We start from the raw sequence: 21,935 nt of genomic DNA on the forward strand, positions 1-21,935 counted from the left end.
AACCTGTGTGAATTGGCAATGACATCAAGCCTGCAAGGCAATATGACGTCGCTCTTAAAGAGAAAGCATAAGGTTGAGCAGACATATTCGGGGCCAGAGCCGAAGCCCATACCCGGTATTTTCTAAACCCTGATTAAACATTTCGGTTTAAGGTCTGCTCTTTTGACACTGGCCAGGTCGATTCTAAATGCATTACAAGAATGCAGGAGCACACTTTCACTACTTGTGATTAGCATAGCCTATTTAGCTGGCGTGAAAAGCGATCTGAACAATACAATTTTTTAATGTTCAAGGTAGGAAAAATACTTGATTTAACGAATTGCCGTAACAAAAACCAATGTGCCTGATCTCAGAATGTAAGTGATTATGCATCCAACTCCCACTCATCTGTTTGCGAAGTCTTGTCACTGGTGGGCTTGAACTAAGCACAATGGTACGCCACTTATGCAGAGATCATACTCCAATGCATCTGATAAATCAGTTCTCACGGAAAAGTTACTAAACCGTAAAAAGTAACGCTGAATTAATCAAGCCTGAAAACCCTAGTCAGAAAATAAAATACTGATTTATATAACAGTTAAGCCGAATAAGAAGCGCATGCTGTATTTACTGCGTGTTACGTAATGCCGATGTAATGTCAGGTTTAGTTGATTTGTCGTTTACTTGAACTAGTTTTTGGTGAGACAAACGCAGCGCCTGAACTTCCCAGTGTGATAACGCCGTCTGTTATCGTCAGCTCGCTTAGTTCTAACCTTGTCTCTTCTATATGTACCGTCGAAGTCTGCTTGCTATACAGGTTTAACGCTCTCGGAGCCAGGTAGTCCGTGTGGGGTCGCACGTTAGTTCCTTTCGCAATAAACATCCGTAAGCGAGCGGCTTAACCCATAAAGGAACTAAAATGATTAAACTCGAGAACCCGTCAAATTTTTTGATGGCAAAACCATTACAAAAGCCAAAAAAAGTGACATGTGGCTGGACTGCTGAACAATTACATGAACACCTACAGTGGGCGGTTGACGTTGAGATGTACACCATTCCATTTTACATGGCTGCTATGTATTCCATTAAAGATCAATCTACTGAAGCTGGCCGCTTGATCAAGTCGGTCGTGAACCAGGAGATGTTACACCTGCAAAGCGCAGCAAACCTTGCCAACGCCTATGGCACTGATCTTGAGATCCGCGCCCCTCAGTACGGCACAACCATCCCCCATCTGGATTTTGACCTGGATGATCCTAACCCGAAAGACATCTACTTCCCACACTCAACGGCCATCGGCGCGTTTGACGTGGAAAGACTGAATACCATGTGTATTATCGAATTCCCCACCTGGAAAGAGAAAGGCGGCACCGGTGCCACAGATGAATATGGCTCTATTGGTGAGTTATACGCTGCAATCAAAGCTGGCTGTGAAGCACGTGTTGATTTACTTCAGGCCAACGCAAAACAGGTAAACCACTTTGGAAACTTTTACCCTGATACGCAGCTGACAATCACCGAAGCTGGTTCTGATGGTTTGACTCAGGCTTACAACCTCATTGATTTAATCACCGATCAGGGAGAAGGGTATGAAAAAACAGCACAGTATATTCCGCCAGAATATCAAAATCGTGCCGATGATATTCAGCCTACGTGGGATCACTACGAAAAATTCACTTACCTGTTAAAACAGCCTTTGCCAGAAACCCATGCGCTTGTGCCTTACGGTGAACGACAAAAGAGCCTGCAACAAATTCAATTGCAGCACTTTAGCGAATTTCTGGAAATCATGAATACAACTTTCACGACAGGGAACACCCCGGATGACTTTGCAGTAGTGATGTACAAAAATGGCGCAGCTATCTCAGCCTGCTGGCAAAATGGCGTGTTGCCTTTGTTTTCAATGCCAAATGATCAATAAGGAAAGTCATCATGTCTAAAACACTATTCAAAATTCATCCTGCTATTGGCATTGCACGCGTTGGTAACAGTGAAGAATATTACCTGGCGCCTGAGAGCATCGCTGCGCTACCTCAACCAGGCAAACCACAGAAAACCACGGGGGGATTGCCGCTCGATCCTGCTACAGATGAAGTGATCACCAGCTCTCAATTGCGCGATGAGCAAGGTGCTTTTAAACGCCAGGCAGCGCGCTTTCGTGTGTTTGCTTACACAGACGTTGATCAGCCGAGCTACCCTGAACAAAGCCATAGCCAGGAGCTGACTGTGGGCGCCAGCTTTCAGGGCAAAACCGTGACTAACATCAAATGGTGTGTACATCTGGCCAATAAGAAATCGGCCTGGTTTGTAAACGACGACGACCACGGTGTGGTTGCCTACGAAAATGGTAAGTTCCCGGTGTTACGTAACCTGTCTGAAGGCCTGGACCCATACAATGAAAGCCGGTTATCCCGGCTGGTCATAGACGCAGGTCCACGCGTGGTTGACCGGGAGACGCCTGAGGCTGAGTTTGATAACAACGAAGTAGCGGCTTACCTGCAAGACGGTAACAAAGTTGAAGTCGCGGATTACCCTAAATCCTTCCCGTATATGCACTTTGACTACCTGGATATCCCAGAGAAAAACGAACAAGTGACAAGTGCTCAGTTCAAAATTAAGGACGTGGTGGACCGCAGCGACATCCATAAAGCACGCACACCTTATGGGATCACCAGCCTGGGTGAGCTGCACACAGATGCAGAAGGAAGGCTAATTGTTGCCGGTGGTTATGGTAAGGCTGTTGGCTGGAGGCTCGACAGCAAAGACAAGCCAGTGCCGATTGAAGGACCCGTCAACAACGACCAGTGGTTTGACGACACGTCAGACGGCCCGGTGACGGCTGTGGTTGAGTTTGACGATGGCAGCATCGAGGAAGTATTCGGCGGCTGGGCGGTTGTGACCGACCCCAGTTACGCACCACAAACGCTGAATGTGGTTTCTCTGTTTGATGAAGCCTACGATACCTTTGTCAGAAAGCTGAATTTACAACCTGAGTTATATCGCGATGGTAAATTTAATCCGGATTATAAACCGGCATTTGATGACCACATTAAACCGATTTTTAAAGCAACCGGGCAGCAATTGTGGAACGCCTACTTACCTGAAATTGCCATCCAGGCTCACAAATCGGTAGACGCAATCATCGCCGAAGATGACCCGGACAGCACCATTTTAGCTGGCTTAGCCTATATTCGTCAGCCTAATCCGGGCACCGAGGCAACCTGGCGCTCGCAGTCGATTGACGAAGGCGCACCACTGATGCCGCTGGCGTTAGGTGATTCCAGTGCCGCAGGTGGTAAACCCTTTTTAACCCCCACCGTTACTCAGTATCAGTTCCTGCACAGCTGGTCGAATCATAACTATGTACACACCAGCACGCAAAAGCTCAATGAGGGCGAATACCTGGATCGGGCTACCTTACAAAACTGCCTGGGTGGACGCTTTAGCCCGGGTATAGATATGACCTGGATTATTCGCGAGCCCGCCATGTATCAGGACTGGCTAACGGGTGCAGGACCATTTCGGATCAAGCATAAGCCGCTTAACTACGCAAGCGTACAAACCGACAAGCCATTTTTGGGCTTGGGCTGGATCCCACAACATGAAGACGTTGAGCATTTGGGTTTAGAGCCAGGTGATGCCACTAAGTTTATGGCCCTGCCCTGGCATGCGGATTATAACTCCTGCGCTATCCACCAGACTTCGCCGAATGACCTCAATTCTGAAACGCTCTACTGGTCATGGCCAGCGCAGCGCCCGGTTACAGTTTATGTAGCACAAGACTATGATATCAATAGCAAAGAACTACCGGCACAGCGTTACTCAGTGCGTGGTTCTGGCACTTATCCGCAGGAAAACTCTCCAGAGGATAAACATGACTTAGCCAACGCCGGGCGCTTCTGGGAATACCGGGAAATGCTGACCAAGTGGGACGACATCGGCGTAATAGTTCAGGGCACGGTGATTGATGATGGCAAGCAGTACGCTGACAACGTGTACCTTGAAGTAGAAAGCAGATTGAAGGGCTGTGAACCTGAGTTAGCCGACCCAACTCCCTGGCCAATGATCGGTGGTAATGGCACAGCAACGAAAAAGAAATAAGGAAACATAATGAGCGCGATTGATGACAGCAGGGAATTTGACGTGGCCATTGTAGGTGGTGGTCCGGCAGGGACAGCGACAGGGATCGCGCTACAAAATATCGGCGTCGGCAGGGTTTTCCTTGCCGAAGCTGGTAGCTACAGCAAACCCAAAATTGGCGAGAGTATTCCGCCTGACACCCGTAAATTATTTCAACGTCTGAACATTGCTGATGCCTTTGAACAGCAAGACCATGAACCTTGCCTGGGCAGTTTCTCCAGCTGGGGCAGCGCACAACTGGGGTTTAATGATAACCTGTTCAACCCCTATGGCGCGGGCTGGCATCTCGACAGACGTCGCTTTGACCAGTTTATGGCAGATCAGTTTAAACAAAGGGGGGGTCACCTTACCTGTGAAACGCGCTTTGCGTCTGTCTCTGTTGAGCACAACACGCTCCATCCATTCAAGTTATCTTTTGACAATCAGCCACCTGTACGATGTCGCTTTGTGGTGGATGCAACAGGTCAGTCTGCCATTGTTGCACGCAGGTTTGGCGCCCAACCCAAAATGCAGGATACGATGTTAAGCATTGCCGCTTATTTTGATTGCAAAGATACCGACTTAAATACACTCAAGCTCACTTTGCTTGAGGCCATCGACCTCGGCTGGTGGTACTGCGCCTCTATTCCAAACAACCAACTGGTGGTCAGTTTGACAACCGATGCCCATATCGCCAAAGAGCATGGGTTGAAAGACCCAAAAAACTGGTTCGCCCTGTTAAACCAAAGTGCACATGTTGCTGAACGCGTGCATAGCCTCGCCCCGCCTACGCATTTACACTACTGGAAAACCCCCTCCAGTTTGCTAAACCCACCGGCAGGCAATGGCTGGCTGGCGGTTGGCGACGCAGCATCCTGCTATGACCCCATCAGCTCTCAGGGGGTTTATAAAGCGCTGGCAACCGGGCTTAAAGCCGCACACGCTATCGCAGACTGGCTGGATAACAAGCCAACTACACTGGCTGAGTACCGACAATACATAGGCAATGAGTTTATTAATTACCTCAGCCAAAGAGAATACTTCTATCAACAAGAGCAGCGCTGGCATGAGGCCGCATTCTGGCTGCAACGACAAGCAAGCTGACAATAACGTTTCCATTGGCAAAGAACAAAAAACGCCCGCAAAGTCGGGCGCTTTTATCTTAAACGTTAACTGAGTGGGCGTTGTCTTACTCACCGCCTTTTAGCCAGTCAGATTTTTCGTAGCTGTACTCTATATTAAAGCTGCTGTCCGGGTAGAGGGTAAAAGTCAACCCCCAGATCTGCTCACCTGTCGTTTCGAGCAGATTATCGCGAAGGAAAAAGGCGGCTTTGCTCAGGTCTAGACATGCCTGCAAAGGCACTTCCCTATCCAAAACTGGTGGAAATTTTTCTACCCCAAAGTATCTCCATGTATTTCTTGCGATGGCTCCATCACCTATTTGCAATATCATTTCCAGCTTATCAAACGGCTCGTCAGGGTCGAAGTGAGCAAAAAGCACATTTCCCAGAATGTTATACGCTTGTTCTGTATTCATATTGATGTTTACCTCAAGTTGAAATTAAAACGCTCACGACGTTCCACCAAAAAGAACGTAAACGACCAAAGCTGGTCATGTCGCAGCTTTTTAATGGAAGAATATTCGTATCAACCAGTATTACTGGCTCACTCACCGCCTTTTAGCCAGTCAGACTTCTCGTAGGTGTACTCTATATTAAAGCTGCTGTCCGGGTAGAGAGTAAAAACCAATCCCCAGATCTGCTCACCTGTCGCTTCCAGCAGATTATCGCGAAGAAAGAAGACAGCTCGCCGTAAATCAGCCCCAGCTTGCAATGGCAAGCTTTTTCCAATCGGTTGAGAACTCACCCCATTGAAATATTTCCAAACTTGCCTTTTAGTTGCACCATCACCTATTTCCATCTTCAACTCAAGCCTGTCAAACTGTTCATTTGGCTCAAAGTGTGCGAATAACACGTTCGCTATTGTATTATATGCTTGTTCCGTATTCATAGTTCATACTCACCATGTACTTACTGGTTAAACCTATAAATTTTCTCTATACCATCCACGATGGCGCTCACTTCTATAGTACATTTTCAAAGATAGGACATTTTCAAAGATAGGACATTTTCAAAGATACCCAAGTGTAAATTCACAGCACAATGTTGCTATGTAACTCCTGTTAGGTGGCTGTACATATAACTCACTTTGATATTTTTATTTTTCATACTGTTATGTGAGAGGCATGATTTTTGTCTTTGCAATTGATGCACGAGTTAAGGGATTTACGTAAAAATTGGACAATACTGATTTGGAGTAGTTATTGATTTTTCTGCGTTTTTTGTTTGAAACAGCCCGCCCAGAGCGCGGGAATCTTGAGTAGGTGCCATTTTAGTGTGTAGGGGCGCTTCAGGAATTGCATTACTAATAAAAAGTAAGTCATAACTGGGGGGGATTTACCGTGATTTAGTTCAGTTTTATCACATCGCAACCTCTTTCACTGCTTTGCAATAGTAGCGCATATAGGGCTGAAGCTGATCATTTTGGCATTTCCACAAGTCCTCACATACTATATGGGCGCCGCTTTTTTGCGCCCATATGATTGGCGTTGTTATGTATTACCGTACTTTTGATTGAAAGCCTCATCGCTCATTGTGAGGAAAAGAATAAACTCTATAAGAGAAATAAGTGCGGGAATAAATGTCCAACAAAAAAACAGATACAAAACACCTAACCCTACCTGTCCAAGATAGAACTTATGAGCTCCGAAACCGCCCAGGAAAAATGCGAACAGTGCTGCTGCAACTCTGCTTTTGCCATTAGCTGCGGTTGAACCCAACGCTCCTGGCGGTGCAGACTGCCTTACGCCACATTTAGGGCAAATTTCAGCTTTTGCTTTGATAACTGCACCACAGTCACTACAAAACTTCTCATCAACTTCCTTTGATCTTTGCTTTATTGTTTCATCCATTACGTCAATCTCCTTTATTTCTATTTTGTATTTTGTATTTTGTTTATTTGAGCTTGAGATAAACCTAGTTTTGGCTACTACCCTATCCAGGAAACTTCATCCTACTCAATTGCTTGCTACCTAAAGTGAGCATCAACCTACCACCAAACCCCATATAGCTCAAGCCTAAATAGGCTCGGCATTGATCCCCAAGTCTTTGAACTAACTTGGCCTTTCCTAGATAGTTTTTATAGCGGCAAAAAACAGTGAAACAGTATTTTCAAAGATACCCAAGTGTAAATTCACAACACAATGTTGCTAAGTAACTCCTGTTGGGTGGCTGTCCATGTAACTCACTCCGTTTCCTTGTTGTAAAAACAACTACTTATTAGTTAATTTAACTACTTATCTAAAATTGGTAGTAGCTTTCTTGCCAAGAAAAAACCTAACACACTAATAAATATAGGTTTTATAGTTGGTATGGTACTTGATAGCTATGATGATATCTTCATAAAAAAATGCGTAACGGAACTATCATGTACAAAAAAAACAGAGTCTTATTATCTGCCTTATTCTGGTTTGCTACCCTAATGTGGTCGTCATTGGTGAAAGCTGAGCCGATAGACAAGTTTATTCAGGCCCTGATGAAGGAAAGGCATATTCCAGGTTTACAGCTGGCTGTAATTAAAAACGGTAAAATTATCAAACAAGGTAACTACGGCTTTGCAGACTTACAGCATCAGGTTCCTGTGACAGAAAAAACGGTCTTCCCCATTAATTCAATGACAAAAGCCTTTACCGGCGTTGCTATTGTACAATTAGCAGAGCAAGGTCTTCTCAACATTGATGACCAAATTGGCAAGCATTTACCCGATTTACCCGAGGCATGGCAGTCACTCAAAATTAATCAGCTAATGGGACACACTTCGGGCCTGCCTGAGATCCTGGCAGCTAACCGGGGGCTTGAAACTTTAGTACCTCATGATGCAGATGCTTCCTGGCAGGAAGTCCAAAAACACCCGCTTCAATTTACACCCAACTCTCGTTTTAGCTACAACCAAACTGGTTATGTAATCTTGGGCAAGATCATTGATAAATACGTACCAGAGGGGTTTACCGCTTTCATTACTAAAATGCAGCTTGAGCGCGCTAAGATGCCACAAACCGCACAGGCTGGCTTTGACTACCTGGAACGCATGGTACCAAACCAGACTCGTCAGTATATTCATTTAAGCGAAAATAATTATAAAAACTTCTATGGTGAATTTCCGTATATTTTACGAACTGCCGCAGGAATGAGCTCAACAGCAACTGAACTTGCTAACTATATTGTGTCATTACAGCAAGGTGAGCTGGTTAAAGATCTCAACCTGTTATGGACACCCGTTCAACTCAACAACGGACGTACTGAAGGGTTTAACAATAAAGAAAATGGATATTCAATGGGCTGGCAGGTTAACCAGCGTAAATATCACAAGGCAATAAGCGCAAGCGGTGCGAACGCAGTCACCATGAGCATATATCCAGAGGATAAGGTTTCTGTGGTGGTACTAACTAACTTACTAGGCAGCTTACCCATCACTTTCGTCGACGAAATCGCCGCTTACTATATTCCGGGCTTCAACGATGAGCACAAGCAAATTGCTTACCAGCCGATGGCATACCTAAAATCTCTGGCTGATAAAAAAGGGTTTAAAAACTTTGCCTCGGTATTTTCAAAAGCGCAGCTAGACACGGGCGTAACATATGATCTGGAGATCCTGGTTGAATGGGGTAATAGCTTGGTTAAACATGGTCGCGTTGATGATGGTATTGCAGTTTTTGAATTTGCGCTGACTCAAAACAATGAACAACCATATTACCACAGCAGCATTGCTGAAGCCTATGAGCTAAACAAGCAATACTCGCTGGCATTTAAGCATTATCAGCAAATACTTAGGATAAACCCACACAGTGATTATGCCAAAAACAAAGTTGCCGACATAAAGGCCTATTTATAACCTTGGCCACGAAAAATCGTATTCCGAGTATGAAACCCAGGTGTTTGGTAACTTTTTCGAGCAAGACTCGCCTAATACATATCCTGGAGTCGTCAGAGAAGCGAACAACATAGCCTCGAATGAGTGGCGATAGCCCCGCCACTCATGCTGACAGAAAACGGATAACGGCGAACAATCGCTTCTTAATAATTGGGTCCATTTTTGTTTGATAAAACTCCATTGCATGTTCAACTTGGAAGTGTACCAATTTTAGGTGTCTGCCGATATAACTCGATTGGCCACCACAGCAAGGTCAGGGCACATCAGCGTAACGGTGGCCTGTCGCCAAACCAGTCAAAAGAAAGTTACTAGCAAAATTATAAAACTGTGGCCAATTTAAATTGACTACTATACATCGCTGGAGCGTCTATATATTTATAACTTACCGTTACCTGCCATTGTTCAGCTTATTCAAACAAGCTTTATTCTCTCTAACCTTTCCCATTATTCGAGATAGAAGTGCAACTAATAGAACGAAAATTAGAAAAATTTCAAATTTTGTAAAATAACTTGTGCTAGAAAATATTATTTCTCCGTTCGCTTGGTTATGATGAAACCCTTCACCTTTAATTTCAAAAGAGTAGGGCACATCATCGTAACCATAACTAACTTTGACACTCATTTCACTAATGTTTTTGAACTTTTTTAAGTCATCACAGGTAACAGAATTAATTCCTAAGATAATATTATCTTTCATTCCTTTCACATTGACAATATGAGCACCGCTTTTACTACTCTTACAGCTGTACTCAACCAATTCAGTTTCAATCCAAAATGGCTCTTTATAATCTCTTAATCCACGATATCCAACAGCATATATAAAAAGCGAAATCAAAGAGCACACTATGAGAACTAAAACCCAATCAACCTTTTCCAATGCCTTCATATACAACTCAATCTAATAATACCCTTCTACAATGTCTCTCTAAGACAAGTATCAATTAATTCTGAAGCACCAGTCGCGTTCATCACATCTATATGCAGCTACCTTGTCGCGATATGAGCTTTGCAGCACCTCATTCACTTGTTCACTGATCTCGGTGTCCCCAAGGTACAACCTTGTATACCCAACACTATCTGCAACGCTCAACGAATCTAGCTGATTTCCTCTGAAATATATGCCGGCATGGGATAAGCCATCAGGCAGATTCAACTCGGTAATATTCGTGCCACTTGCATATAGTTTATCGATCGTTGCCGGAATAGTTATATTTGCAATATGCGTATTGTTGATGGACAGATAATTTAAGCGATTAAAGCCCGACAGATCCAACTCAGTTAAAATCGTATTATCAAGGACTAAGGTCCATATCCCTTGCTCATGCTTTAAAGCCAATCGCGATATTGGGTTGTCAGACAGATTCAAGTTATACAAGTTATCGAACTGCGTCCCATCGAACTGCGTCAGTTGATTGCCCTTCAAACTGAATGAATGTAAGTGCTCGTTTTGCTGCAAGCCAGTTAAGGAAAACTCAGTAAGCAGGTTATTATCCAGATATAACTCATCCACTTGTGAACTAGCTGGCATGACCACTTCACCAATTTGATTATTCTGCGCCACAACTCGCTTCAGCGCATCTGCGCCTGTGAGGTCTAGTTTTTGCAACCTGGCGCTTTGCACGTCTAATTTTTTTAGTTCGGGCATCATGCCCAACTCAATAGCAGTCAGCTGCGTTTCACTTAAGTGTAGTTCCCTAACAGGGCTGGGCTTGAACGTCGCCAGTCGTTGAAGCTCGGAGCGGGAAGCGATAATTCTTTGTAGCTGCGTTGCATTAGTGATGTCTAACTCCGCTATCTGAGTATCTTCCATATAAAGAGATTCAAGATTCACGTAATGTGTCAGATCAAGCTCAGACATCGGCGTATTATTGATGGTCAGAGATTCTAGCAAGTGTGACTCAGACATACCAAATATACTAGCAAGCTGGCTGCCATTGGCGTAAATTCTGCGTAATTTCAGAGCGCCGTCTACATCCAGCGACTGTATACCACTGCCGCCAATTGACAGTGTCTCCAATTGACTAAGGTCAGTAATATCAAGCATCTGGGGTCCATCGCCAGTAAGTGTTAATGACTCGAGCTCGCCATGTTTTGGTAAGGAAAGCTGCGCCAGGGAGTCCACCTCTAACGTCAATGCTTCCAGTTGAGTCAGCATACTGAAGTCCAGGTCGCTGAATTCAACATCACGCAATGTGAGTTTCTTTAGCTCTGTCAGCTGCTGCAATTGCTGTTTCGCCTGTGAACTGATAGCTGGCACCCCAACCAGGGTAAATTCTTCTAACTGATCAAACAAAGTCAAGCCAGCCAGACTATCCAGCGCGAGCGCCCCATCTCCATCACATTTTAGTGCGTCAAGATACTCAATATGCGGGTCATAAAACTCATTGAATTTGTTAACACAGGCTGTGAGGAGAGGATCGGTGATCCCCAGGCGATCCGATTGATTTGCCGGACGAGGAGAAAACTGAATATCAAGTTCGCACGCTTGCTTCACGTTTTCATTTACAAAGGTCAATACTCTACTATGCAAGCTACTAAGGCGACGACTATATCCAAGACCACACTCTTTAAAACGCTCGACAACCATTCCATGGTCATAGTTAATTTTTAACTCCAGTGGTTGGTTATATAACTGATAGTTGCCTGGAAGATTGGTCTCAATACTTCCCCCTTCACTGGCGCCTATATTTATCTGATAAGACGGGATCTCATAGCTCAAGAAATGCTGGTTACTTTCGTCGCAACGGCTACCTTGCATATAGCGACATACTAATATGCCGTCTGCATTGCTGCTGACGATTTCGATCCAATAGACAAGTTCACCCACTTCTTCTCTCAGCTTACCATCAACCAAAGTAAGACTGGACACTTCTTGCCCTTCAATGTCTAACTTCAACCCCGGACTGCTATAATGGGTTGATTTGTATATACGCCAGTATCGGGTTATAGACTCAGTCACTTCATATAGCTTTAAACGATCCCTGCGGCTCCACTCGGTATCCCAAAACAGATATGATTCGAATTGCGTTAATACCGGGTCACTATCCAGCGTGACGGTTCTCAGAATTTTAGCTGAGCGTCCGTAACTGCCACTGTGATCAAGCACATAAAGGTGATTTCCTTGTTTTCGGATCACTTCGAATTTGTGCAGCTCTCTTAACTCACAGCTAGGCTCCTGTTGGTCACAGACCGGATCATAGCCAAGCTGCTCATTGTATTTCGTCATTACGCTCAGTACACCATCAGACCAGCTACTTTCGAATGCACCATCATGCTTCCCGTCGCGATACTGTCCACCCGGATATAGCTCAAAGCCCCGCTCATCATTCCCTTCAGAGAAGCGCCATTTGCCAGTCAAATTCTCAAGCTTGAGTTCACTTTGACGTTTTAGTAGTACGCCTGTGCCACGCTGGAACCAGAAAGAGTTGTAGTTGGCATCGTGCGAATCGTCGTTGATACTTTCGATTGCAAACTTGTAACCGTATTCGGTTTGCTCAAACATTTTAATTTTTGCTACGTTACCGTAGTAATCTTCCAACCTAAGCCTGTCATCCTGCGTAATCGACCAGGTAATGTCGTGGTTCCACGGCATGCCCTGATAATCAGTTGAAGTAACAACCCCCTGATTATCGTCTTGTAAAGATATGCTCAGATACTGGTCTGTGTGTGTCCGGCTATCCTCCAATTCGGCACCATAGGTCAACACCCAATCACCAACCATACTTTGAGGCGTTAGCTCTGTTGCAGCGACTTCTTTGCTATTTTTAACCAAGATCGGTGTTAAATCATAACTAGATTGAGTATTGGGATTCCAGGCTTGCCAAATCAGATATAAACCCGATTCGCGATAATCCAGTTTAAACCCGGTCGCATGTACTTTTTCGTTATTACCCAGACGAAGGGTTATATAATCAAAATATCCCAGGTCAAACTGTGCCCAATAGAGTTCTTCGGAGACTCGCTCTATCGAAAAGTCAATCTTAGTATAACGACTGTATAAACGGCCGGTATTGTTCCAGTCAAACTCAAAGTACCAGCTGTGCGGAATATCCAGAGCGTCATTAAACAACACCATTGCATCATCATAAGGGGCCTGTTTTGAAAACACAGCCTGGATAGTACAATCAGCCAGTGGCTCAACTACAGAATACAAAAAGCCATGCTCATTATCTGAGTCCACGGTGCCATCACACCCGGAAACCTCAGACAAAGTGGCGCCCCCATCAGGTACTAGCAGCACTGAGAAGCTCTGTTTGTAACGGTATTCGCTGCTCGATGAAATGGCCTGACCGCTGCCCTCCAGATTCAGCTGTATATCCAGCTGTGGCCTGGAAAAAGCATAGTCATTGGTGTTTGCGTCAGTGCAAGTTTGCGCTTCATTGAAATGGCACAGCGTTACCCCATTTTCATCAGACTGTAGCAGTTGTAAAAAGGATTGCTCGTTCGTTTCAATATGAGTCAGATGCACCAGCTCGTCACTCAGTGTTACCCAGTACTTTTGTCCATCTATATCAATAGCATCATCACAACGACTAACGTTATCCTCACCACTGTGGCAGTACCGCATGCCTTTTAAGTGAACAGTTTTATTGTCAGAGACAGCAAACAGATTTGGCCGACCTCCGAAGATATAATAGTTATTGTTCTGACTAACAAATGCATCGGTGAACGCATTTGTTGCAAGCGGTTCCTCACTCAGCCTAAAAACAAATACTTTACTGCCAATATGCGTGGGAGTGGCTTCTCGCAGGTCTATAGAAGAATATTTTACAGCAATCAACTCACCTTGTTTTGCCAGCAGCTCATACTCAAAATTATGGTCAGTCTGACAATGTTCCGAAGTGGTATCACAGTATTCAACATTTTCGCCTGCAAAGGTGTAATTATGTCGCACCAGGTTGCCATTTAACATGGTGGCCTGTATGTCACGGTCCCAGGTGAACTGAAAGTTATTATGCTCATCAATCAGGAAGCTTTCTCTTTCGCCTTTGAGCTTTTCAGGTGTCCAGGTTTTAACATAATTGATGTCGTCAAAACTCGTGTTCTGATGTCTGACCAAGATAGCAGGGAAAAGTTGCTGCTCGCCATACCAGGGTTTCAATTCAACCAACACTTGCAGCCCCAACTCAAATTTGCGAACCACAGTGATCTTGTAAGAAAAGTTGCCAAATAGATAGCGCAACTGATTCCCTTCAAGTCTCCAAGAGACGGTCTCCGGCTTTCTGGTAGAAGTGATATTGGCTCTGGAATATTCTAAAAATTCGATTGAGTAAGCCTGGGCTAACGACCTTGTTTGCGGAATATTGATGGACCAGTGCCCCAGCAGGTTTGCTTTCTCAAGTTCTGGCAGGTTATTTGCCGCAATAAAATGCCCCTGGAATGGCTCTGTAAATTCGCCAGGTTGATCACCCGTTGCAACTTTCTGCATCGTCACTTCAGCGGACTGTGCCTGCTCACCATGCTGATATAACTTTAGAGATAACTGATTGACCTGATAATCCGGATTGAAGTAGTTGCCAGACTCATAAACAGATATTGGGCTGTCCAGATTGAGCTGTAACTGTGTTCCACTCTGCTGCCAGGTAAACGACGTGGACTCTGTGGACTGCAATTCACCCGTATTATCACTATTGAATGTCAAAGATGCTGCAAAGCCATTGAAGTAGCTCGATTCCGAAAGGTAGTATGTCCCGTCTGGCACAAACGTCACTTGTTGCATCAAGTCACTATCTTGCTTTATGTCTTCGCGGATCTGCCTAAAGAGTACCGGATCTGTCGCCTTGATAGCTCTGAGCAGCGCTCGGGCCTTAGGTAAATCTCTGGCTAACTCAAGCGTCGATGCGAGACCGTCCGGTAACGCGTACCCGTGGTCAATCACCGCTTTTAAGGTGCTGGCCAGTGCCAGCTTTTCTTCGGGGTCAATATTGCGTTTAGCCCGTTGCAGCTCAGAGTGGTTAGCCACACTCTCTTCATTTTGCTGGATAAGCGCATATTCAACCGTTGTGAGGTTGGTGATATTCACGCTGAACTGCTCCTCAGCGTCGAGTACAGAGTCTGCGCCGGCGGCCTGCACCAGATTGCCTAACTCACCTAACATGGATACCAAAGTCACATGACTTTGTGTATTAATACCAGAGGCTTCAAGCGTCATCATGGCGTTGATATCCGCTTCATCAAGCACTACGCTCAACTCATACTCGCCCGTTTCACTCGCCTGCGCTTGAAAGTGTTTTTCACCAGAGCGTAAAGAGACATTCGCGTACTGGATTGGTTCATCTGTCACTTTTCCTCGCAAAGTAAGGCGATGCTTCAGGGCAAAAATGGTTGCAGTGAAAGTATCTGCATTAGTCTCACCTTGATTATCAGTCACTGTGACAGTGAAAGTGACTTCAGTATCTTCTGTTAAATCTGCACTGATGACATTGAGTTCAGCACTCTGTTCACCGCTAATTTGTAGTTCAGCCGATCCGTTGTGAGACCATTGATAGGCAGAAATCTGGCCATCACTATCATCAGCCGCGGCGGTTAGTATAAAAGCCAGTTTTTCCTGAAATTCAGTCTGGTTTGATTGAATAGAAACCGTGGGTTTGACGTTAGGTAAAGCTTGCAATGTCAGTGTAAACTCATCCTGCGCCGTTGCACCTCGTTCATCTGTTACAACCACAGCCAGAGATACCTGCGTATCTTGAGAAATTGCTTGTGCACTTATAACCAGCTGCGCTGACTGAGCACCTGTGACGGTAATAGGTGCGTCCTCAGGGATCTGCCACTCATAACGCACTACTTCGCCGTCGGGATCAGACGCATCTGCCGTTAAGGTTATTTGACTGGACTCTTCAACAATGGCGGGGCCTGTTATCGTCACTACAGGCTCAACATTGACCGTTGGCTGAATTGTGACGCTATGCGTAGCGCTAGATGTCAGCCCGGAATCATCCGTTACAGTTACCGTCAGCAAAGCCTGGGTGTCCTGGCTAACAGTATGTGCACTTATAACCAACTGTGCTGACTGAGCACCAGTGGCGGTAATAGGTGTGTCTTCGGGGATCTGCCATTCATAACGCACTATTTCGCCGTCGGGATCAGACGCATCCGCCGTTAAGGTTATTGGACTGGACTCTTCAACAATAGCGGGGCCTGTTATAGTCACTACTGGCTCAACATTAACCGCTGGCTGGATTGTGACGCTATGCGTAGCGCTAGATGTCAGTCCGGAATCATCAGTAACGGTTACTTTCAGCAAAGCTTGGGTGTCCTGGCTAACCGTGTCTGCACTTATAATCAACTGCGCTGACTGAGCATCAGTAGCAGTAATAGGTGCGTCTTCGGGGATCAACCATTCATAACGCACTATTTCGCCGTCGGGATCAGACGCATCCGCCGTTAGGGTTATCTGACTGGATTCTTCAACAATCGCGGGGCCCGTGATAGTCACTACAGGCTTAATATTGACCGTTGGCTGGATTGTAACGTTATGCGTAGCGCTCGATGTCAACCCGGAACCATCCGTTACGGTTACTGTCAGCAAAGCTTGGGTGACTTGACTAACGGAGGGTGTTACAACTAAAAGGTTTGCTGTATCGCTACCTGAGAGCGACAACGTGCTGTCAGACTCATAACGCCACTGGTAGCTTGTTATTTGGCCATCACTGTCGGTTGCATTAGCGCTCAGTGAAAAAGAGCCGCCAGCCTGAACCTCACTCACACCAGTTACAGAGACTTGTGGCGCAAGATTAACTTTTGGCACGAGTGTTACTGAGTGTGTGGCATGCTGACTGACTCCTGCTTCGTTTGTTACGGTGAGCTTAAACGTTACATCGGTAGGTTGCGTCAGTATCGGTGCTTTAACATTAAGAGTTTCGTTATCTTGTCCACTCAGCTCAAGCGGTACAGCTGAATCATGTTGCCACTGGTAAGATAGTGCTTCACTATTCACTTCGGAAGAATGTAGTGCAGTGAGTGTAAACTCGCCTGGCGTGACAACAGACTCTGGACCAGCTATCTCTGCGGTCGGTGTCGCTTTGACTATGAGTGTATGTTGCGCCGTTTGTGTGAGCCCTTCATTGTCAGCAACAGTCACAAAAAAGACCACATCTAAGTCTTGCTCAATATCACCAACCGACACAGTAACTATTGACTGCTCAGGGCTTTGCAACTCTAGTTCAGCGCCACCTGCTTCATACTCCCATAGATAACTAGTCACGGCCTTGTCATCTGATGCCTCAGCAGTAAGGGTAAATACAGTCTGCTCTGAGACCTGAGTTTCACCAATTATGCTAACTTTAGGAGCCTGGTTGTCTGCTTGTGGCTCTTCAGTCTTCGTTTGGGTTTGTGTATTGGCACTATTTCCGCTTTCACTACCGCCACCGCCACATGACGCTACCACAAAACATGTCATTGACAGCAAACATAGTCGCAATATAGCACACATCCTTTTAATCATTACGTCCCCAAACTGGTTAAAAGCCAAACAAAACCATCGAATTCTACCTAGAACAAGGTCAAATTCAAGCTTGGGTGTAAACATATGTAAAAAGGAAGATTACAGCCACTGCATTCCCATCTTTACAGCAGTTACGAATGAAAAACTATATTGACTGTCCGGGGCTAGTTGTTCGCTACAGGTAACAGTTTATACAAATAACTTTCGGAGCAACGGGAAGGTACTTTCAGGCTCTAGTAAACTTCAATAACAGCTATAAAAATGCGGCGGTCACCAGGGAGTATGACCGCCGCAAAGTGTTGTTTACCCTTGTGCGGTTTACAGGTTAAAAAGCGCTGTAAATTGCGGTTGATTGATTGAATTCAAACACCGAGATCTGGCCGCAGCGGGCAAAGTGGTTATTGCTGCTGTAGGGGGTGTTGGTCTGGCTGATATCGCCTTCCCAGCCCTGGCCGTTTTTCACATAGGCTTTGATCTCAAACCAGCCGTTGTGGGTCTGGCTACAGTCCATATCTACATCCAGCATCCAGTAATGGGCACCCCATTGGTTCAGTGGTGTTTCGCCATAGCCCTGGCTTTCTACCGTGGCTTTGGTGCCCCATTCAGCCGGCCACAAGTTGGTTGTCCAGTCCAGTGCACTGCCCGCGGCATCTGCACTTTGGCCTGATTCACTCCCCTGCCAGTCAAGGTAGTTATCGCCCTGTTTCCAGCCTTGTGTCGTCGGGTTTTTCAGGTTGTTGTGGCGAACCGGCATGGCACATTGCAGCGGGTCCTGAGCGCAATCGCGGCCTAAAGTGGCTGCAAAAGCATAATCTAAGCCGCCACGCACAAACAGATCCTGGCCTGCTGCCGTTTCGGCTTTGATGAATACGACGGTTCTTTGCCAGTCGCCCGCAGGCACATCCGGCGCGTCACCCAGTTTGCTGTTGTGATGAATTGCCACAGCATTCATCGCGCTGACGTTGATACTTGCCAATCCATTTTGATCAACTGTGATTTGATCACCAAGACACGCATCGCCCGAGTTATTCTTGCCGCCGCTGAGGACATCACAGTAAACGCCCGCAGCCAGCCCCGTTTGCAGCGTCTGGTTCAGGCCAAAACCTTCACGGTTAATGGCCACAAACCCTTCATCCCCGCGGGAGAAGGCAATCTGGTTATTACCATTGTCCCACCAGTTGTTCACGGTCCAGTGGCCTGTCGTATTGTTCCTAAATTCCATAGCACCGGCGATCATATTGCGACGATGCTCACACAGCCACTCATTAGCAAAACAGTTCAGCGTGTTGCCCTGATGCACAGTGCTGCCCGGTGGTCCGGCATCGCCATCATGGTTAAAGTCGTAGCTCGACATCACCTTCGGATAGCCGTAGGGGAAAGCCAGCATAAAGACATTGGCCAGATCGTACAGGGCGCCGTCTTCGTAGGTTACGACGTTGCCAGCCCCGCCATGACCGCGCTGGTTATCATGGTTGTCCACGAATACCACGGCCAGGTGGCTCGACATCATGCCCCAGGCTTCGCCAAAACTGTTTAGCCAGGCTAGCTTGCCGGATTTAAAGGTGTCGCCCAGCTTAGTGCTGTACTTAAACTCAGTCACCAGACCATTAGCAAAGTACTCATCAGCGCGCACGGCCTGGCCACCCTGGTCGATTACTTCCTGAAATACCAGAGGCTCACCATTGACCTTGTTCATGATGGCAGCAATATCAGACGATGCCATATGTTTACTGGCATCTAAGCGGAATCCAGCCACGCCGATGCCAACCAGATCGTTCAGATAAGCGGCCAGTGTATCCTGCACATAAGCAGCCGATGTGTTCAGATCAGCCAGACCAACCAGCTCACAGTTTTGTACTCGCCAGGCGTTGTTGCCGTAGTCGGCATCGTTAATCGCGCAGGTTTCATGAAAGTCTTGCGGACTGTAGATTGGGTAATGTTTGTCACCAAACGTGCTGCCCGCCACACCTGTACCACTACCGTGGGCCATGTGGTTAATCACTGCATCAACATAAATGTCGACACCTGCATTCTTACAGCGAGACACCATATCGATAAATTGAGCGCGATTTCCGCTGCGGCTTTCCAATTGATAACTAACGGGCTGGTAGCGAGTCCACCAGGGTGCGCCTGTGATATGTTCGCTCGGTGGTGAAACCTGCACGGCAGCGTAACCCTTTGGACCCAGGAAGGTTTCACACTCGGTCGCAATATCCTGCCAGGACCATTCGAACAAATGAACAAAAGTTGTGGGGGCGGCCAGTGCCTGAGCTGACATGCCGAGCCCTGCTGTGATCAGCGCTGTATTCAACGCTTTAAGTGACTGTTTAATCATTGTGTGTTCTCTGTTGTTGTCATAACGGTAATGTTTACATCACGGTAACAATATAGAGAGATCCGATTAAACGTCTATTGAATACGTATGCAATCCTACTTGTGAGCAAATGCGAGACCAAAACCGGTTAAAAATCCTGCAAAAAGCCCGGCATGCGCCTCCATTGTGGCCCGGCTCTGCTGCGCGGCTCCCGCCCTCAACAGCACAATAAGCACCTCACAATGTATTTACACCACAAGAGATACTTCAATCTAACTAATTGAAAATTATACTTTGTCACAAAAAAGTCGGCACAATTTACTTGTCTGTGCAACGGCTTATGGATAACACTTTTGCACATCACTACGCAGCGAGCCACGCTATGATCCTAAAACAACTCAGATTAAGCAAGCACCTGACACAGGCCCAGCTGGCCATGATGTCCGGGCTCAGTATCCGGACTATTCAACGGATTGAACAAGGCCATACGCCCAGCCAGGAGTCTTTAAAATGCCTCGCTGCTGCACTGGATATCGACATTCACACATTACAGGAGGGGTCTTTTATGACAAGCAAGCATACTCAATCGCGCCCGCTGCCACTGTGGCTAAGGATTTGGTTCTTTCTTGGTACTTTGCAGAGTCAACCAGACAGGCCATTACTTAGCAGGCTTGAGCGGGTTTTACATGGTTTTGGTTTGGTATTTTGTTTGCTGGGATTATTCAGCGAAGCAGCACTGGTTGGGGGGTTGCTGTTACTCGTCAACGGATACTTTATTAGCTACTGTAAATATATGGGTGATAAGTTCGCAATCTGGTAACTGCATGCTACAAATTAGTTCATGTACTCCAAAGACATAAGAGCTAAGTCAAACAATATAGGTCGTACCTATCGCAATTACAAATTCAAACATTTCTTAACGGAATATTCTGCCCGCGCAACTTAACTTAGTCTCACAGAATGTACAAAAAGGAACAACAATGAGCGCGCGGATCCATGGTATTGACCTTGCCAGAGCACTGGCAATTTTTGGTATGGTGGTCGTTAACTTCAAGCTCGTGATGGGTGCCAGCACAGGCAGCCCCTTTCTGTTATCACTAAGTGCCCTGCTGGAGGGACGTGCTGCAGCACTGTTTGTGATCCTGGCAGGGGTCGGACTCACTTTATCAGCTCGCAAAGCCCAGGATCACGATTTACTACATCGAAAACAGATGCAAAACAAAGTCGCTATGCGTGGCATTTTATTGCTGTGCCTGGGGTTACTCTATTTGCCCGTCTGGCCGGCAGATATTCTGCACTTTTATGGCTGTTACTTTATCCTGGCCTCGTGGTTACTCTTTGCTTCTCATCGTACCCTGCTGACGCTCTGTGCGCTGGTTGTGTCTACTTTTCCTGCCCTGTTATTAGTCATTGATTATTCTAAAGGCTGGCACTGGGGAACACTTACCTATCTGGATTTATGGACCCTGGATGGGCTGATACGACGGATTTTTTATAATGGCTTTCATCCTGTTTTTCCCTGGTTTGCATTTTTATTGTTTGGTATGTGGCTTGGCCGCCAGCCGCTGCACCAAAGTGCACTACAAAAAAGACTGTTTAAAATCGCCATTGTCATTTTAGTTTCTGTCGAGGGGGCTTTTTATCTGCTGCGCACACTGGCCGTGCGTGTTGGCATGCAAGATCAAGACATTCAGTTTTTGCTCAGCACCGGACCTATTCCTCCACTGCCTCAGTATCTGGTATGTGCCACCGCCAGCTCAGTACTTGTCTTACTGGGCTGCATCAAACTTGCGCAGCACTTTGCCCGTTCAGCTGTACTGCATTCATTGGAAGATACAGGTAAGTTATCGCTCACTTTTTATATTGCGCATGTCATTATTGGTATGGGCACACTGGAAGCGCTGGATATGCTGGGTAACCAGTCAATCGAGACGGCATTGTTAAGCAGCCTGTTGTTTTGTCTGTCGGCCTGGTGTTTTGCCACGCTGTGGCGGCGCAAATATGCTCAGGGCCCTGCCGAATGGTTATTCAGATACCTTCTTGCACGCACAGGTACCTACTCAGAGCCGCCATTACCTACACGTAAATAAT

12 protein-coding genes are annotated in these 21,935 nt (G+C 46.1%); 6 read left to right on the top strand and 6 right to left on the bottom strand.

The genetic code is table 11. The features are described from left to right. The first annotated feature begins 898 nt into the window (after positions 1–898). Genes L1285_RS21145 through L1285_RS21155 form a run of 3 tightly spaced genes read left to right on the top strand, consistent with a single transcriptional unit; the run spans position 899 to position 5,202 of the window. On the top strand, positions 899–1,900 hold the full coding sequence (locus L1285_RS21145; protein ID WP_235414220.1) for a ferritin-like protein: 1,002 nt from the start codon (positions 899–901) through the stop codon (positions 1,898–1,900). A gap of 11 nt (positions 1,901–1,911) precedes the next feature. Beyond that, positions 1,912–4,080, top strand: a complete 2,169-nt coding sequence (locus L1285_RS21150; RefSeq protein ID WP_235414221.1) for a LodA/GoxA family CTQ-dependent oxidase — start codon at positions 1,912–1,914, stop codon at positions 4,078–4,080. A gap of 9 nt (positions 4,081–4,089) precedes the next feature. Further along, positions 4,090–5,202, top strand: a complete 1,113-nt coding sequence (locus tag L1285_RS21155) for a tryptophan 7-halogenase (protein WP_235414222.1) — start codon at positions 4,090–4,092, stop codon at positions 5,200–5,202. 85 nt (positions 5,203–5,287) lie between these two features. Here L1285_RS21155 and L1285_RS21160 read toward each other — a convergent pair whose 3' ends face one another. From L1285_RS21160 to L1285_RS21170, 3 genes are all read right to left on the bottom strand, one after another. Continuing rightward, entirely contained in the window at positions 5,288–5,635 is a 348-nt protein-coding gene (locus tag L1285_RS21160) for a hypothetical protein (RefSeq protein ID WP_235414223.1), read from the bottom strand. A gap of 128 nt (positions 5,636–5,763) precedes the next feature. After that, positions 5,764–6,108: a hypothetical protein gene (locus L1285_RS21165; protein WP_235414224.1), complete on the bottom strand. Its 345-nt coding sequence runs from the start codon at positions 6,106–6,108 to the stop codon at positions 5,764–5,766. A 601-nt stretch (positions 6,109–6,709) separates the two neighbouring features. Then, the gene (locus L1285_RS21170; protein ID WP_235414225.1) at positions 6,710–7,069 is read right to left on the bottom strand and encodes a TM2 domain-containing protein; all 360 of its coding nucleotides are present in this window, start codon (positions 7,067–7,069) and stop codon (positions 6,710–6,712) included. 515 nt (positions 7,070–7,584) lie between these two features. Between L1285_RS21170 and L1285_RS21175 the strand changes: the two genes are divergently transcribed. Next, entirely contained in the window at positions 7,585–9,048 is a 1,464-nt protein-coding gene (locus L1285_RS21175) for a serine hydrolase (RefSeq protein ID WP_235414226.1), read from the top strand. Positions 9,049–9,475: 427 nt separating this feature from the next. On the opposite strand, the gene L1285_RS21180 is transcribed toward L1285_RS21175, so the two are convergent. The 3 genes from L1285_RS21180 to L1285_RS21190 all read right to left on the bottom strand — a co-directional run bounded on the left by L1285_RS21180 (position 9,476) and on the right by L1285_RS21190 (position 19,865). Beyond that, complete coding sequence (locus L1285_RS21180) at positions 9,476–9,973, bottom strand: hypothetical protein (protein WP_235414227.1); 498 nt, start codon at positions 9,971–9,973, stop codon at positions 9,476–9,478. A 51-nt stretch (positions 9,974–10,024) separates the two neighbouring features. Beyond that, positions 10,025–17,473 (bottom strand): PKD domain-containing protein, encoded by a 7,449-nt coding sequence (locus tag L1285_RS21185; protein WP_235414228.1) that lies wholly within the window; start codon positions 17,471–17,473, stop codon positions 10,025–10,027. Positions 17,474–17,855: 382 nt separating this feature from the next. Further along, positions 17,856–19,865: an alpha-amylase gene (locus L1285_RS21190; protein ID WP_235414229.1), complete on the bottom strand. Its 2,010-nt coding sequence runs from the start codon at positions 19,863–19,865 to the stop codon at positions 17,856–17,858. A gap of 361 nt (positions 19,866–20,226) precedes the next feature. Here L1285_RS21190 and L1285_RS21195 point away from each other — a divergent pair, with 361 nt between their 5' ends. Beyond that, positions 20,227–20,664: a helix-turn-helix domain-containing protein gene (locus tag L1285_RS21195; RefSeq protein ID WP_235414230.1), complete on the top strand. Its 438-nt coding sequence runs from the start codon at positions 20,227–20,229 to the stop codon at positions 20,662–20,664. Positions 20,665–20,824: 160 nt separating this feature from the next. After that, positions 20,825–21,934 (top strand): DUF418 domain-containing protein, encoded by a 1,110-nt coding sequence (locus tag L1285_RS21200; RefSeq protein WP_235414231.1) that lies wholly within the window; start codon positions 20,825–20,827, stop codon positions 21,932–21,934. Position 21,935 lies beyond the last annotated feature (1 nt).

The organism is Pseudoalteromonas sp. DL2-H2.2, from assembly GCF_021532535.1.
Taxonomy (GTDB): Bacteria; Pseudomonadota; Gammaproteobacteria; order Enterobacterales; family Alteromonadaceae; genus Pseudoalteromonas; species Pseudoalteromonas rubra_A.